Annotated in this window: 15 protein-coding genes and 1 riboswitch; of the genes, 7 read left to right on the forward strand and 8 right to left on the reverse strand. The window is 71.7% G+C overall.

Annotated elements, in window-relative coordinates:
• The first annotated feature begins 30 nt into the window (after positions 1-30).
• Positions 31-468 (forward strand): alternative ribosome rescue aminoacyl-tRNA hydrolase ArfB, encoded by a 438-nt coding sequence (gene arfB, locus ACZ5TL_RS25660; protein ID WP_468592646.1) that lies wholly within the window; start codon positions 31-33, stop codon positions 466-468.
• Between the two features lie 51 nt (positions 469-519).
• Here the strand turns inward: arfB and ACZ5TL_RS25665 are convergent, their stop codons facing one another.
• The gene (locus tag ACZ5TL_RS25665; RefSeq protein ID WP_468592647.1) at positions 520-987 is read right to left on the reverse strand and encodes a GNAT family N-acetyltransferase; all 468 of its coding nucleotides are present in this window, start codon (positions 985-987) and stop codon (positions 520-522) included.
• A gap of 45 nt (positions 988-1,032) precedes the next feature.
• On the reverse strand, positions 1,033-1,617 hold the full coding sequence (locus ACZ5TL_RS25670) for a flavin reductase family protein (RefSeq protein ID WP_468592648.1): 585 nt from the start codon (positions 1,615-1,617) through the stop codon (positions 1,033-1,035).
• 317 nt (positions 1,618-1,934) lie between these two features.
• Here ACZ5TL_RS25670 and cdgB point away from each other — a divergent pair, with 317 nt between their 5' ends.
• Together cdgB and ACZ5TL_RS25680 are read left to right on the forward strand one after the other, a co-directional pair.
• Positions 1,935-3,596: a diguanylate cyclase CdgB gene (cdgB, locus tag ACZ5TL_RS25675; protein ID WP_468592649.1), complete on the forward strand. Its 1,662-nt coding sequence runs from the start codon at positions 1,935-1,937 to the stop codon at positions 3,594-3,596.
• Positions 3,597-3,710: 114 nt separating this feature from the next.
• A complete protein-coding gene (locus ACZ5TL_RS25680; protein ID WP_468592650.1) occupies positions 3,711-4,673 on the forward strand; it encodes a carbohydrate-binding protein in 963 nt (320 codons plus the stop codon).
• 12 nt (positions 4,674-4,685) lie between these two features.
• On the opposite strand, the gene ACZ5TL_RS25685 is transcribed toward ACZ5TL_RS25680, so the two are convergent.
• The 3 genes from ACZ5TL_RS25685 to ACZ5TL_RS25695 form a co-directional block, all read right to left on the reverse strand.
• Entirely contained in the window at positions 4,686-5,615 is a 930-nt protein-coding gene (locus ACZ5TL_RS25685; RefSeq protein ID WP_468592651.1) for a 1-phosphofructokinase family hexose kinase, read from the reverse strand.
• Positions 5,616-5,738: 123 nt separating this feature from the next.
• Positions 5,739-6,950: an N-acetylglucosamine-6-phosphate deacetylase gene (gene nagA, locus ACZ5TL_RS25690; RefSeq protein WP_468592653.1), complete on the reverse strand. Its 1,212-nt coding sequence runs from the start codon at positions 6,948-6,950 to the stop codon at positions 5,739-5,741.
• Complete coding sequence (locus ACZ5TL_RS25695) at positions 6,950-7,891, reverse strand: ROK family protein (RefSeq protein WP_468592654.1); 942 nt, start codon at positions 7,889-7,891, stop codon at positions 6,950-6,952. Before ACZ5TL_RS25695 ends, nagA begins: the two co-directional genes overlap by 1 nt.
• A gap of 134 nt (positions 7,892-8,025) precedes the next feature.
• Here ACZ5TL_RS25695 and ACZ5TL_RS25700 point away from each other — a divergent pair, with 134 nt between their 5' ends.
• Together ACZ5TL_RS25700 and ACZ5TL_RS25705 are read left to right on the forward strand one after the other, a co-directional pair.
• A complete protein-coding gene (locus tag ACZ5TL_RS25700; protein WP_468592655.1) occupies positions 8,026-9,282 on the forward strand; it encodes an extracellular solute-binding protein in 1,257 nt (418 codons plus the stop codon).
• A 35-nt stretch (positions 9,283-9,317) separates the two neighbouring features.
• Positions 9,318-9,563, forward strand: coding sequence for a DUF3263 domain-containing protein (locus ACZ5TL_RS25705; RefSeq protein ID WP_468592656.1), 246 nt, complete (start codon positions 9,318-9,320; stop codon positions 9,561-9,563).
• Positions 9,564-9,646: 83 nt separating this feature from the next.
• On the opposite strand, the gene otsB is transcribed toward ACZ5TL_RS25705, so the two are convergent.
• From otsB to ACZ5TL_RS25720, 3 genes are all read right to left on the reverse strand, one after another.
• Entirely contained in the window at positions 9,647-10,489 is an 843-nt protein-coding gene (otsB, locus tag ACZ5TL_RS25710; RefSeq protein WP_468592658.1) for a trehalose-phosphatase, read from the reverse strand.
• 7 nt (positions 10,490-10,496) lie between these two features.
• Positions 10,497-11,885 (reverse strand): alpha,alpha-trehalose-phosphate synthase (UDP-forming), encoded by a 1,389-nt coding sequence (locus tag ACZ5TL_RS25715; protein WP_468592659.1) that lies wholly within the window; start codon positions 11,883-11,885, stop codon positions 10,497-10,499.
• Positions 11,886-11,958: 73 nt separating this feature from the next.
• The gene (locus ACZ5TL_RS25720; protein WP_468592661.1) at positions 11,959-12,930 is read right to left on the reverse strand and encodes a glucosyl-3-phosphoglycerate synthase; all 972 of its coding nucleotides are present in this window, start codon (positions 12,928-12,930) and stop codon (positions 11,959-11,961) included.
• A 155-nt stretch (positions 12,931-13,085) separates the two neighbouring features.
• A riboswitch (SAM riboswitch) is annotated at positions 13,086-13,241 on the forward strand.
• A gap of 18 nt (positions 13,242-13,259) precedes the next feature.
• On the opposite strand from ACZ5TL_RS25720, the gene thrC reads away from it, so the two are divergent.
• Positions 13,260-14,546, forward strand: a complete 1,287-nt coding sequence (gene thrC / locus ACZ5TL_RS25725; protein ID WP_468592663.1) for a threonine synthase — start codon at positions 13,260-13,262, stop codon at positions 14,544-14,546.
• Complete coding sequence (locus tag ACZ5TL_RS25730; RefSeq protein ID WP_037670105.1) at positions 14,543-14,818, forward strand: ubiquitin-like small modifier protein 1; 276 nt, start codon at positions 14,543-14,545, stop codon at positions 14,816-14,818. The genes thrC and ACZ5TL_RS25730 overlap by 4 nt, the downstream gene beginning before the upstream one ends.
• The last annotated feature ends 172 nt before the right edge of the window (positions 14,819-14,990 follow it).

The following is a 14,990-nucleotide window of genomic DNA, read 5'->3' on the forward strand; positions in this document are numbered from 1 at the left end:
GGGTGACGTGGGCCGGACCGGAGCGGGAACATGGACGGCATGTCCGGTCCCCATGTCATCCGAGGCTCCGTCTCCCTGCCCGAGGCCGAGCTCATGTGGCGTTTCTCGCGGTCGTCGGGGCCGGGCGGGCAGCACGTCAACACCAGTGACTCGAAGGTCGAGCTCGGCTTCGACCTGGCGAGGACCGAGGCGCTGCCCGAGGTGTGGAAGCGGCGGGCCCTGGAGCGGCTGGCCGGGCGCCTGGTCGACGGGGTCGTCACCGTACGGTCCTCCGAGCACCGCTCCCAGTGGCGCAACCGCGAGGCCGCCGCCGTACGCCTCGCCGCGCTCCTGGCCGAGGCCACCGCACCCCCGCCCAGGCCCCGCAAGCCGACCCGCATCCCCCGCGGCATCAACGAGCGGCGGCTGCGCGAGAAGAAGCAGCGCTCCGAGACCAAGCGCGGACGCAACGCCCAGAACTGGAGCTAGGTCAGAGCCAGGGCAGAGCCAGGGCAGAGCCAGACCGGCGTCAGGTCACAGTCAGGTCAGCTCAAGCACCCCTACCGTCTGGCCCCCGCTGTTCTCCCCGTCCGGGCGGAAGCCGAGCCTCAGGTAGAAGGCCTCAGGGCCGTCCGGCCCCGGGTGCCAGGTGACGTAGAACTTCCGGGTGCCGCGCCGGCGCAGTTCGGCGGCGACGGACTCGACAGCGAACCGGCCGTACCCCATGCCCTGCTCACCGGCCGCGATGTTCAGCCGCCACAGGCCCGAACGGATGTCGCTGCCGTCCCCGTACCAGTCGATGCCGAGGCAGGCCATGAGGAAGCCGACCGGGCGGTCCCCGTCGACGATCAGGCGGGGCCAGGCGACGCCGGGATGGACGTACGCCTCGGCGAGCGACTTCACGACCGGCGCCACCACGTGCTCCTGGCCGGGGTGGACGCGGATGCCGAGGGCGGCGTCGAGGTTCGCGGGGGTGATTTCTTCGATGCGCGGGCCGGTCGGGGTCATGCGCGCACCCTAGGCAGGCGGTCCCCGCCCGGGCCAGCGCTTTCCTCAGCCCAACTGCCGGTACCGGCCCCGGAAGTATGCCAGCGGGCCCCCCTCCGCGCTCGGCACCCGGGCCGTCAGGACGCGGCCGATGACCAGGGTGTGGTCGCCGGACGGCACGCGCTGCTCGGTACGGCACTCCAGGACGGCCAGGGCGCCGCCGACCAGGGGCGCCCCGGTGTACTCGCCGCGGGTGTACGGGATGTCCGCGAACAGCAGGCGGTCGCTGACCCGGCCCTTCATCGCGAAGCGGCCCGCGATGTGCCGCTGGCTCTCGGACAGGACCGAGACCGCCCACAGCTCCTGCTCCTCGAGCAACTCGTCCATGCGGGAGCCCTCGCGCAGGCTCACCAGCACCAGGGGCGGGTCCAGCGACACCGACATGAAGGCCGTGGCCGTCATGCCCGCGTCCTCGCCGCCCGGCGCCATGGGGTCGTCCGGGTCGAGCGGCTCCTCCTGCGCGGTCACCAGGACCACGCCCGAGGCCAGCCGGGACATGGCGGCGCGGAACTCGTCGTTGCTCACCCACTCAGGATGCCCGGCGGCGGGCGACGCGGTGATCGGGGGCGGGGCAGGAGGAGTGTTCGGCACACCCGGAACGCTAATCCCCGTCCCGCGCGCCCCGCATCGGGCTCCCGCCCGATCAGGGTCTTAGGACTCCCGACGGACACCCGGAAAAAGATGTGCGCAACGCGACAAAGCTTGCGTTCGCCAGACGCACGTGAAGAACGCAGAAACTCCACTCAATTGTTCATGTTTGCCTGTGACTTGAGTCACAAGGGGCAGTAATTGTTGACCCTGTGTACCGAGTGAGCAGCGCGCTGTGATTCAGTGGCGGGGAAGCTGCCAGGACGATACGCCGATGAGAACCCTTGATTCGCTGCGAGGTACTCGGGGGGAGGGCGAGCATGGAGACCGAGTCGGAGCCCTACGTCCGTCTTGCGTCCCTGCGGCAACTGCACCAGGTCATGGCCGACATGAACACGGCCCGCAGCCTGGCGGACACACTGCAGACCGTCGCCGAGGGCGTCGTCGCCGCCCTCGGGTACGAGCTGGCGTGCGTGAACCTCGTACGGCCCGACGGCGACCTCGTCGTCGCCGCCTTCGCCGGGAACTCCGCCGCCGAGGCCCTCATCACCGGCCGCGTCGGCTCGCGCGACTCCTGGGAGCGCCGCCTCGGCATGGGTGAGCACTGGGGCGACCTGGTGTTCATACCGCACACCGAGGGCTGGGTCCTCGACGACGACGATGTCCCGCAGTGGTACACCGACGGCCCCGCCCCCCGCTTCGAGGACGAGTGGCACCCGGCCGACCGCCTCTTCGCGCCCATGTACGCCCCCGGCCCGCAGGGCAGCGGGACCTGCGGCGAACTGGTCGGCGTGCTGTCCGTGGACCGGCCGCGCAACGGCCGCCGGCCCGGCGCCTGGGGCCGCGAGGCGCTCCAGATGTACGCCTTCCAGGCCGCCATCGCCATCAGCAACGCCCGGCTGCGCGCCAACATGCAGCGCGCCCTCGTCCGGCTGGAGCGCGAGCAGCAGGCCCTGCGGGCGAGCGAGGAAAGCTTCAGGCAGGCCTTCGAGTACGCCCCCTCCGGCATGGCCATCGCCGAGATGGGCGGCGACCAGCACGGCCGGATCCTGCGCACGAACGACGCCCTGTGCCGGCTGCTGGGCCGTCCCGCCTCCGCGATGCGCCGCTACTCGTTCTCCGACCTGGTCCACCCCGAGGACATAGGCACGCTCCTGCGCACCTCCGCCGAGGGCGGACGCGCCGAGCTCCGCCTCGGCCGCCGGGACGGCACGTACGTCTGGGTCAGCCTGCGCAACAGCGTCGTCGCGGACGCCGCCGACGGGCCCCGCTTCCTCCTCACCCACGTCGAGGACATCGAGGAGCGCAAGCGCCGCGAGCTGCAGCTCGCCCACCGCGCCTCCCACGACTCCCTCACCGGCCTGCCGAACTCCGCCGAGCTGCGCTCCCGGCTGTCGGCGCGGCTCTGCCAGCGGGCCACGCCCCCGCCCGCCGCCGTCGCCGAGTCCCACGACGCGGCCTACGGCCACCCCGCCTTCGACGTGGTCGGGCCCGGCTTCGACTTCCGGCAGGGCGCCGAGCCGTACGACGCCTACGACCACCACGTGCACACCATCGCCCCGGACGGCGACCACGACGACGGCACGAAGGGTCTCGCCGTCCTCTTCTGCGACCTCGACGGCTTCAAGTCGATCAACGACCGGTTCGGGCACAACGCGGGCGACACGGTGCTCATCGAGGTCGCCCGGCGGCTGAGCAACGGCGTCCGCGACGGCGACACGGTCGCCCGGCTCGGGGGTGACGAATTCGTCATCCTCGCCGACGGGCTCGGCCGCGCCGACGCGCAGGACCTCGCGGTCCGGCTGCGGAGCGAGATCATCCAGCCCATCCGCGCCGAGGGGCGGGCCGTCCGGGTGGGCGCCAGCTTCGGTATCGGATGGGCACACTGTGGAATGACGGCGGACGAAGTGTTGAAATCCGCTGACGAGCGGATGTACGTCGAGAAACGATCTCGTCCCAAACAACACAGACGCGCGGGGTGAACCCGAGGTCAGCGAGTTGATGCGGTCTGAGTCACCCGTTTGGGTCACCGGAAGCGGGTAGGCTCGCTCTCTCACGACACCGCATGCACCGCACCTGACTGAGGAGACCAAGGGATGACGCCCGGCAACAACGGCGCGAGCACGCCCGAGGACGACGACCCGTTCGGCTATCTCTACGCCGACGGGCAGGCCAACGGAGCCCAGCCGCCGTCCGGGGGCTACGGCTATCCGAACTCGGTCAACCGGGTGCGGGCGGTCGGCACGCGTCCGTACGGCCAGCAGCCGCAGAACACGCAGACGGCGCCCTACGGGCAGCAGGTCCCGCAGCAGCAGGGTGGCTACGGCCAGCCGAACGCGCACTACGCGGCCCCGGAGACGCTTCCCGGCGGTGCCACCACGGCCCAGCAGCAGATGCGGTCCGGCGGCGTTGGCGGTCGGGGTGGCCGAGGCCCCAACACCAAGGGCCTCCTGATCGGCGCGATCGCGGTGGTCGCCGCGGTCGTCATCGGCATCGGCGTGGCCATGCTGGGCGGCGACAAGGACAAGGACGACACGGGCAACCAGGCGGCCGGTACCGCCCCGGCCCAGTCCCAGGAGTCGGAGCCGAGCCCGTCGGCCAGCAAGACCGACGGCGAGAGCAAGGTCGACCTCCCGACCATCGATGCCAAGGCGCTGCGCCTCGGCGGTGGCGCGGCCCTCTCCGAGGACGTCCAGGGCGCCCAGTCCGACGGTGGCATCTACGTGGGCAACCTCAACCAGCCCGGCTCCTCGGTCACCTGGACCGTCGACGGCATCCCCAAGGACGGTGTCTACACCGTCTTCGCCCGCTACAGCACGGTGGACGAGGACCAGGAGATGACGCTCACCGTCAACGGCAAGCCGTTCGGCTCCAAGTTGAACATGGGCAACTTCACGCGTACCAAGGGCGGCGACTTCGCCAAGGGCTGGACGAAGACGTACGCCTGGCCGACCCTGAACAAGGGCACCAACACGATCACGGTCTCCTGCGGCGACGGCGACAAGTGCAACGTCCTGCTGGACCAGCTGTGGCTGAAGGCGGGCCAGGTGAAGGACTGAGCCGGCCCGAATCTAGGCCGCGCTGACCTCCCCCAGAACCGTCACCCTCCCCAGCAGTTCCTCGTACACCCCCCGATCGAACTCCCCGGCCACCGGCGCCTGCGCCGTCGCCGCCGACAAGGCCGTTGCCCGGGCCAGGCGGTCCGGCCAGGGGAGGTGTTCGACCAGGCCCGCCAGCAGGCCCGCGACCACCGAGTCGCCCGCGCCCGTCGGGTTGCCTCGCGTGGAGGTCGGTGAGGCGGCTCGCCAGCGGCCTTCCCGGGTGACGGCGAGCAGGCCCTCGGGCCCCAGGGACGTGACCACCGCGCCCGCGCCCCGTCGGCGGGCGTCCTGGGTGGCGCGCAGCGGCTCGTGGGAGCCGGTCAGTTCCGCCAGTTCGTCGGCGTTCGGCTTGATGATGTCCGGGCGGGCCGCGACGCCCCGGCGCAGGGGTTCGCCGCTGGTGTCCAGGAGGACCGGTATCCCGAAGGAGCGCGCCGTGCGGACCAGACCTGCGTACGCGCCCGCCGGCACGCCCGGCGGCAGGCTGCCGCACAGGGCCACGGCGGAAGCGGAGCGGAGCAGGTCCTCGTAGGCCTCCTGGAAGGCCGACCACTCGGCGGGCGTGACCGTGGGGCCCGGTTCGTTCAGCTGAGTGGTGTCGCCGGTCCGGGCCTCGACCACGGCTATGGTGCGGCGGGTCGCCCCAGAGATCGGGATGAGCGCGTCCACGACGCCTTGCCCCGCCGCGAGCCGCTCCTGCACGACCCGGCCCGTCGCCCCGCCCGTGAATCCGGTCACCGTCACCTCGTGCCCGAGGGCCGCGAGGACCCGGGCCACGTTGACGCCCTTGCCGCCGGGGCGTTCCGTCACCTCGGAGACGCGGTGGGAGGCGTGCGGTCGCAGGGACCGTACGCGGTAGGTGATGTCGAGAGCGGTGTTCAGTGTGACCGTGAGGATCACCTGGGCCGACCTCCCCCGAGAATGCGCTTGCTGCCGTGAATGTTCCGGAAGTCTGATCATGCCAAAGAGACGGCGGTCGGCCCAGTCCTGGAGTCGGCCACCGTCTCTCGACTGGGGGACGGATCAGCCCAGTTGGGGACCGACCACCCATTCGCCCCGGCGCATCACGCCCTTGAGGTCGTAGTCCGCGTCGAGGAGCACCAGGTCGGCGGATTTCCCGGGCTCCAGTGAGCCGATCGTGTCGGCCATGCCGAGGAGGCGGGCCGGGTTGGCGGAGAAGGCCGTCACCGCGTCCTCGACGGACAGGCCGTCGACCGTGACCGCCCGTTTGAAGGCGCGATCGAGGGTGAGGGTCGAGCCGGCGATGGTGCCGTCCGTCACCAGGCGGGCCACGCCGTCCGCGACCTCCACCTCCAGCGGGCCCAGCCAGTAGCGGCCGTCGCCAAAACCGGCCGCGTCCATCGCGTCCGTGATGAAGGCGACCCGGTGGGCGCCCGCGTGGTGGAAGGCCAGCTGGAGCGCCGCCGGGTGCAGGTGCGTGCCGTCGTTGATCAGCTCGACCGTGATCCGGTCGTCCTCCAGGAGCGCGGTGATCGGGCCGGGGGAGCGGTGGCCGAGCGGCGGCATCGCGTTGAAGAGGTGGGTGGCGACCGTGGCGCCCGCTTCGATGGCCTCGACCGTCTGCTCGTAGGTCGCGTCGGTGTGGCCGATCGCGGCGATCACACCGTGTTCGGCCAGGAGGCGTACGGAGTCCAGGCCGCCGGGCAGTTCTGTGGCCAGGGTGAGCATCTTCGCCCGGCCCCGGGCCGCGTCGATCAGCTTGCGGACGTCCGCGGGGTGCGGGTCGCGCAGGAGGGCCTCGGAGTGGGCGCCCTTGCGGCAGGGGGCGATGAACGGGCCCTCGAAGTGGATGCCGGCGATGTCGCCTTGCTCGGCGAGTTCGCTGAGCAGCCCGGCGCGTCGGGTGAGGGAGTCCATGCCGCCGGTGACGGTGGAGGCGACCAGGGTGGTCGTGCCGTGCAGGCGGTGGGTGTGGACGCCCTTGAGGACGGCGTCGGCCGAGCCGGAGGTGAAGGAGGCTCCGCCGCCGCCGTGGTTGTGGAGGTCGACGAAGCCGGGGATGACGTAGTGGCCGGTTACGTCGATGACCTGGGCGTTCTCCGGGGCTGTGGCGGCGATGCGGGTGCCGTCGATGGTCAGCCGGCCGTTTGCGACGGTTCCGCTCGGGAGGACCACCGTCCCGCCGGTGAGGACCGTGGGCGCTCCGGCCGTCGCCGGGTGCGGGTGCGTGGGGGCTGGTCGCGCGGTTCCCCGCGCCCCTGGGGGCGTTGCCATCAGGTGGTTACCTCCGAACGGTCGGTCGATGACAGAAGATCCCAGGCCAGCAGGCCCGCCCCCAGGCAACCGGCACCGTCCCCCAGCGCCGCGGGGACGATCGACGGCTGCTTCTGGAAGGTGACGCGGCGGCCGATCGCTTCCCGCAGGGGTGTGAGGAGAGTCTCCCCCGCCTCCGCGAGGCCGCCGCCGATGATCAGGGTGCGGGGGTCCAGCAGGGTCAGGGCGGTGACCAGGCCGTCGGCGAGTGCGTCCACGGCGTCCTGCCAGACCGTCCGGGCCCTTCGGTCACCGGAGTCCACCGCCTTCGCGCAGTCCGCCGCGTCCGCGCCCGGGTCTGCGGAGGCCGTCGCCCAGGCCTCGGTCACGGCCGCCGCCGAGGCGTAGCGCTCCAGGCAGCCGCGCTGGCCGCAGGGGCACTCGGCTCCGCCGGGGCGTACGACGATGTGGCCGATCTCTCCCGCGAAGCCGTGCGCGCCCGTCTCGACCCGGCCGTCGGTGCCGATGGCGCCCGCGATGCCGGTGCCGAGCGCCACGAACAGGAAGCGGTCCGCGCCCCGGCCCGCCCCGACCCGGCCCTCGGCGAGGCCGCCGGTGCGCACGTCGTGGCCGAGGGCGACCGGGACGCCCAGCCGCCGCGCCAGCAGGTCGCGCAGGGGGACGTCGCGCCAGCCGAGGTTCGCCGCGTAGGCGGCGATGCCGCGCGCCTCGTCGACGATGCCGGGCACGGCCACGCCGGCGGCCGACGCGGGCGTGCCGAGGTGCTCGGCGCCGTACGCGCGCAGCTCGGCGGCGAAGTCGACGATGCCCGCGACGACGGCGTCCGGTCCCCGCTCGCGGCCGGTGGCCCGGCGGGCCCGGTGCAGGACCTCGCCCTCCGGTCCTGCCAGGGCGGCCTTCATTCCGGTGCCGCCCACGTCGAGGGCGATGACATGTCTCACGGAGGACAGTGTGACCCGCGGACCCGCAAGAGGTCTAGTCCACTCACGTGGTGTAGACCTTATTTCGGATATCGAAAAGGTTTCGGCGGCGGTCACGCCAGGGTTGGGGAAGAGCAGCGGTGCAGCGGCGACGAATGGCAGGAACGATCGCGGCGGTGTCCGCACTGGGCATGACGGCGGTCCTCGGCGGCTGCGGCGTCACGGGCGGCTCGGCCGGCGTGACGCTGAAACTGGTCGCCGCCGACTACGGTGACAGTGCCGCCAACAGCTCCCAGAAGTACTGGGACAAGCTCGTCGAGGAGTACGAGGCCGACCACCCGGACGTCGAGATCGACGTCAGCGTGTACTCCTGGAACGACGTCGACCGCGAGGTCAGGGAAATGGTCGCCGCCGGTCACCCGCCGGACATGGCGCAGATCGGCGCGTACGCCGACTACGCGGCGCAGGAACAGCTCTACAAGGCCGACGACCTGCTCTCCATACCCGTGCAGGCCGACTTCGCCGGCCAGCTGGCCTCCGCGGGGCAGGTGAAGGGCGTGCAGTACGGCCTGCCGTTCGCCTCCTCCACGCGCGTGCTCTTCTACAACAAGTCCCTCTTCGCCAAGGCCGGCATCACCACCCCGCCCGAGACCTGGGACGACCTGGCCGAGGACGCCGAGCGGCTCAAGTCCGAGGGCGTGAAGTACCCGTACGCGCTGCCCCTCGGGCCGGAGGAGGCGCAGGCCGAGACCATGCAGTGGATGCTCAGCGGCGGGGGCGGCTACACCGACACCGTCGGCGGCTACGGCATCGACTCCCCGGAGAACATCGACACCTTCTCCTGGCTGAAGAACGACCTGGTCGGCAAGGACCTGACCGGGCCGGTCGCGCCGGGCAACCTGAACCGGGCCACGGCGTTCGCCGCCTTCGCCAGGGGCGAGGTCGGCATGCTCAACGGCCACCCCTCGCTGATGAAGATCGCGGCGAAGAAGGGCGTCGAGTACGGCATGGTGCCCACCCCGGGCAAGGAGGGGCCGAGCAAGTCCACGCTCGGCGTCGCCGACTGGATGACGGCCTTCCGCAAGAACGGCCACCGCGACCAGATCGGGGACTTCCTCGACTTCGTCTACAGCGAGAAGAACGTGCTGGCCTTCTCCCGCGAGTACGACCTGCTCCCGGTCACGACCTCCGCGTCCACGACCATGGCCGCCTCCGGCCAGGACAAGCACCTCAGGCCGTTCCTGGAGGAGCTGTTGGCCTCCGAGCAGTATCCGGTCGGCAAGACGTCCTGGGCCGAGGTCAGCTCCCGGATCAAGGAGCAGATCGGCAAGGCCGTCGCCCCCGGCGCCAGCCCCTCGGGCATCCTGGGCCACCTCCAGGCGGCGGCGACCCGGGCGGAGAGCGCCGAGTAGTGCCGCTGTCGGTGGCAGGCGTTACGGTGCCGGACATGGACGAGGACACGGGTGACGGGCGGCTGGGGCGCAGGGAGCGGGACATCCTCGCGCTCGAACGCCGCGGCTTCCTCGGCCCCGGCGCGAAGGAGCGGGCCGTTCGCGAGGAGCTGGGCCTGGCCCCGGTCCGCTACTACCAGCTGCTCAACGCCCTGCTGGACGACCCCCGGGCCCTGTCCCACGACCCCGTGACGGTGAACCGGCTGCGGCGGATACGGGAGCGGCGCCGGGCGGAGCGTTAGGTCCTGCCGTCAGCCTTCCCGTCGTCCGCCCGTCGGGCAGGTGTGAACCTGCCGACCGGGCACCTGACGACCGGGCCCAGGTCTCAGCCGAGCCGGCCCGCCAGCTCGCGCAGCAGGCGTACGACGCCCTCCGGTCCGTCCACCACCAGGTCCGCCCGTTCCCGCAGCTCGGTCACCTCGTCGCTGCCGCTGCACACCAGCAGGCCCGGCGTGCCCTGCGTGCGGAGTTCGTCGACGGCGGAGTAGGCGGGCAGGTCGCCCAGGTCGTCACCGGCGTAGAGGACGGAACCGGCGCCGATCTCCCGGGCGAAGCCGGTCAGGGCGACGCCCTTGTCCATGCCGGGCGGGCGCAGTTCCAGGACCATGCGGCCGGGCTCGACGATCAGGCCGTGCCGGGCCGCCAGGTCGGTGAGCGGCTCGCGCAGGGCGTCGAAGGCGGCCTGCGGATCGGCGGCCCGGCGGGTGTGCACGGCCACGGCCCGGCCCTTGTCCTCCACCCAGGTCCCGCTCCCGTCGAGCAGCCCGGGCAGTTCGACGCGGACGGCTGCGACGCCGGGGTGCGGGGCGGGGGAGCTGACCTCGCCGCTGCGGGCGTCCCACCGCTCGGCGCCGTAGTGACCGAGCACGACGAGGTGCTCCAGGCCGGGGGCGTCCGCGAATCCGCCGTTGCGTACCGCGACCTCGGCGGGCCGGCCGGTGATCACGGCCACGGCGGCCACCTTCGGCGCCAGCGCGGCCAGCGCGGACAGCGCCTCCGGATGGGCCCGGGCCTGCTCGGGGTCGGCCACGATCGGCGCGAGCGTCCCGTCGAAGTCGATGCCGATCAGGGCGTCGCCGGGCCGCGCGAGGAGGGCGTCGAGGCCCTCCTGGCCCGCCTTCGTGGCGGGAGGGGGCAGCGGCTGCGACGGCGGCGTCGTGCTGCTCATCCGCCGCTCAGCCCCTCAGCGCGTCGAGCTGGTCCACGAACCACTGCGCCGGTGGCAGTGCCGTCGCCGCCGCTGCCAGGCGCTTGCCGCGCTCGGCCCGCTCCTCCGGGCCCATCGACAGGGCCTCGTGCAGGGCCTGAGCCGTGCCGGTGATGTCGTAGGGGTTCACCGTGATCGCGTCCTCGCCCAGCTCCTCGTGCGCCCCGGCCTCCCGCGACAGCACCAGCGCGCAGCCCGCGTCGGAGATGACCGGGACCTCCTTGGCGACGAGGTTCATGCCGTCCCGGATCGGGTTGACGAGCGCCACGTCGGCCAGCCGGTACGCGGCCAGGGAGCGGGCGAAGTCGTCCTTGAGGTTGAGTACGACCGGGGTCCACCCCGGCGTCCCGTACTCGGCGTTGATCTCCTCCGAGACCCGCCGCACCTCAGCCGTGTACTCCCGGTACACCGCCAGGTCCTGCCGCGACGGGTAGGCGAACGCCACGTGCACCACGCGCTCGCGCCACTCGGCGTGGGACTCCAGCAGCCGCCGGTAGGCCAGCAGGCCGCGCACGATGTTCTTCGACAGCTCCGTTCGGTCGACCCGGACGATCGTCCGGCGGCCCTCGCCGATCTCCTCCCTCAGCGCGGCCATCCGCTCCTCGACGTCCGCCTCGTGCGACCGCCGCCGCAGGAAGTCCGCGTCGGCCCCCAGCCCGTGCACGCCGATCCGCGTGCCCCCGAGCCCGCCCGCGAACTGCTCGGCGCACGCCGTGAACGCGTCCGCCCAGCGCTGGGTGAGGAAGCCCAGCCGGTCCGCGCCCAGCATGCCGCGCAGCACCTGCCCGGCCACGTCGTCCGGCAGCATCCGGAAGTACTCCGGCGGCGCCCACGGGGTGTGCGAGAAGTGGCCGATGCGCAGGTCCGGGCGCAGCTCGCGGAGCATGCCCGGCACCAGCGTCAGGTGGTAGTCCTGCACCACGACCGCCGCGCCCGGTGCCGCCTCCTCGGCCAGCGCCTCGGCGAACGCACGGTTGTACGTCTCGTAGGACGTCCACCGGCGCCGGAACTCCGCGTCGAAGACCGGCTCCAGCGGCGTCTGGTAGAGCATGTGGTGGACGAACCACAGCACCGAGTTCGCGATGCCGTTGTACGCGTCCGCGTGCACGTCGGCCGGGATGTCCAGCATCCGTACGCCGTCCTCGCCGACGCCCCGCCGGACCGCCTCGCGGTCGCCGTCGGACAGCGCCGAGCACACCCACAGCGCGTCCGCGTCCGAGCCGATCGCGGACAGCCCCGAGACCAGCCCGCCGCCGCCCCGCTTGGCGTGCAGCGAACCGTCGTCACCCACCGTGTAGGAGACCGGGCCGCGGTTGGAGGCCACCAGCACCTGTGCAGCACCGTACGTTGAAGCCATACGCCTCAACCTAGCCCGGCCCGGAAACGCTCAAACGTGCGGGCCTGGCCCACCCGGCCGAAAACCACCCCGGTCAGGCCGCCCTCCGCGCCTGGTACTCGGCGATCTCCGCCATGGGCGGACGCTCCTCGGTATCCACCGAGTACGTCCGCGGTTCGAAGCCGTCCCCGCCCCGCTCGAACTGCGTCAGGGACGGCCGGATCAGGTGCCCGCGGGCCAGCCGCAGCTGGGCCGTGCGGTAGATCGCGGCGGCCATCCGGCCCAGCGCCTGCCCGTCCTGGTGCCGATGCTTGCGCACCCCGATGTCCACCTGGGCGAGGGCGTCCAGGCCCACCAGGTGCAGCGCGTCGACCAGCATGCCCAGCTCGACGCCGTACCCGACGGGGAACGGCAGCTGCTCCAGCAGCGAGCGGCGGGCCGCGTACTCCCCGCCGAGCGGCTGCACGAACCCGGCCAGCTGCGGCCAGTGCATGTTGAGCAGCGGGCGCGCCATCAGCTCGGTGACCCGGCCGCCCTGCCCGGCGGTCCTGCCGGAGGCGAGCGAATCGAACTCAGTGCCGAGCGGGCGGTCGTACATGCCCTTCACCAGGTCCACGTCCGGCTCGGTGAGCAGCGGGCCCACGATCCCGGAGACGAAGTCGGACGAGAAGTCCCTCAGGTCCGCGTCGACGAAGCAGACGATGTCCCCGCGGGTGACGAGGAGCGAGCGCCACAGCACCTCGCCCTTGCCGGGCAGGGCGGGCAGGCGCGGGAGTATCGCGTCCCGGTGCACCACCGTCGCGCCCGCGGCGGCGGCCACCTCCGAGGTGCGGTCGGTCGATCCCGAGTCCACGACGACCAGCTCGTCGACGAGCGGGACCTGCAGCATCAGGTCGTGGCGGATGACCGCGGCGATGTCGCCGACGGTCTCCTCCTCGTTCAGCGCGGGCAGCACCACACTGACGGTCCGGCCCGTGCGCTGCTTGGCGGCCAGAATCCGGTGGAGCGGGCGCTCGTGCGCGGACCAGGAACGGGTGCTCAGCCAGCGCTCGACTTCTTCCAGCACCGTGGCGGCTCCTTAGCGTTCTCTCGGCGGGACGGAATGTGACGCGTCTCGCGGTTCGGACGACTATCTCAACTGTCCTGGTCGTCGGTTACAGTCTTGAACAACGCGGATGACCATCGCATGTCCGAGGTCGCCCGCCGTCTACAACCACATACAGCTCATCCAGAGGGGCAGAGGGAAACGGCCCGATGAAGCCCCGGCAACCCTCCAGTCGGTTCTCGTAGGTCACTGGCGACCACTTCGCGAGGCTCCCGACTAGGGAAGGTGCCAAATCCGTCTCACGGCGAGATGCGTCGTGAGGAAGATGAGGAGAAAGGGCCTCGCCTCACATGGCTGTGCAGACTGTTGCAAGCACCACGAACCCCACCGTCGACCTCGGCCCCGCCGCTGCCCTGAGCTGCCGCGAGTGCGGTCACCGCGTCCCCCTCGGCCCGGTCTTCGCGTGCGAGGAGTGTTTCGGCCCGCTGGAGATCGCCTACGACTTCTCGGCCTACGACGCCGAGGAGCTCCGCAAGCGGATCGAAGCGGGCCCCGCGAACATCTGGCGCTACGCCCCGCTGCTGCCGGTCCCGGCCGACGTGGCGGACAAGCCGAACATCAACCCGGGCTGGACCCAGCTCGTCAAGGCCGACAACCTCGCGCGTGAGCTGGGTGTCGACGCCGGCAAGCTCTTCGTCAAGGACGACTCCGGCAACCCGACGCACTCCTTCAAGGACCGCGTCGTCGCCCAGGCCCTGGAGGCCGCCCGCGCCTTCGGCTTCACCACGCTCTCCTGCTCCTCCACCGGCAACCTCGCCGGCGCGGTGGGCGCCGCCGCGGCCCGCGCCGGCTTCCGCTCCTGCGTGTTCATCCCGCACGACCTGGAGCACGGCAAGGTCGTCATGGCCGCGGTCTACGGCGGCGAGCTCGTCGGCATCGAGGGCAACTACGACGACGTGAACCGCTTCTGCTCCGAGCTGATCGGCGACCCGGCCGGCGAGGGCTGGGGCTTCGTCAACGTCAACCTGCGGCCGTACTACGCGGAGGGTTCCAAGACCCTCGCGTACGAGATCTGCGAGCAGCTCGGCTGGCGGCTGCCGGACCAGCTCGTGGTGCCGATCGCCTCCGGCTCCCAGCTCACGAAGATCGACAAGGGTCTGCAGGAGCTCATCAAGCTCGGGCTGGTCGAGGACAAGCCGTACAAGATCTTCGGCGCGCAGGCCGAGGGCTGCTCCCCGGTGTCCACGGCGTTCAAGGCCGGCCATGACGTCGTACGGCCCCAGAAGCCGGACACCATCGCCAAGTCGCTGGCGATCGGCAACCCGGCGGACGGTCCCTACGTGCTCGACATCGCGCGCCGCACGGGCGGTGCGGTGGAGGACGTGAACGACGCGCAGGTCGTCGAGGCGATCAAGATCCTCGCCCGGACCGAGGGCATCTTCGCGGAGACCGCCGGTGGTGTGACGGTGGGCGTGGCGAAGAAGCTGATCGAGAACGGGCTGCTCGACCCGGCCAAGACCACCGTCGTCCTCAACACCGGCGACGGCCTCAAGACCCTCGACGCGGTGGCCGGCACCGGCCTCACCGCAACCATCCGCCCGAACCTGGACTCCTTCCGAGAGGCTGGCCTCGCATGAGCGTGACCGTCCGCATCCCCACCATCCTGCGCACCTACACCGGCGGGCAGGCCGAGGTCGCCGCCGACGGCGCGACCCTCGGCGAGGTCATCGCCGACCTGGAGAAGAACCACACCGGGATCGCCGCCCGGGTGCTGGACGACCAGGGCAAGCTGCGCCGGTTCGTCAACGTGTACGTCAACGACGACGACGTGCGCTTCGAGCAGGGGCTGGAGACGGCCACACCGGACGGTGCCGGCGTGTCGATCATCCCGGCTGTCGCCGGTGGCTGAACCGGTCGACCGGCTTGGTTGTTACCTTGAGTAATGCCGGTCACCGAGAGTTCATCGAATTGCCCCCTCCGTGAGAGAAGCGGAGGGGGCAATTCTGTGTGGTTGAGCGGGGTACAGTTGGGGAACGCGATCCCGATCTCCTGATCGGAACCGTGAATTCCTGCCGCGAGCC

The organism is Streptomyces sp. NPDC033136 (assembly GCF_055578235.1).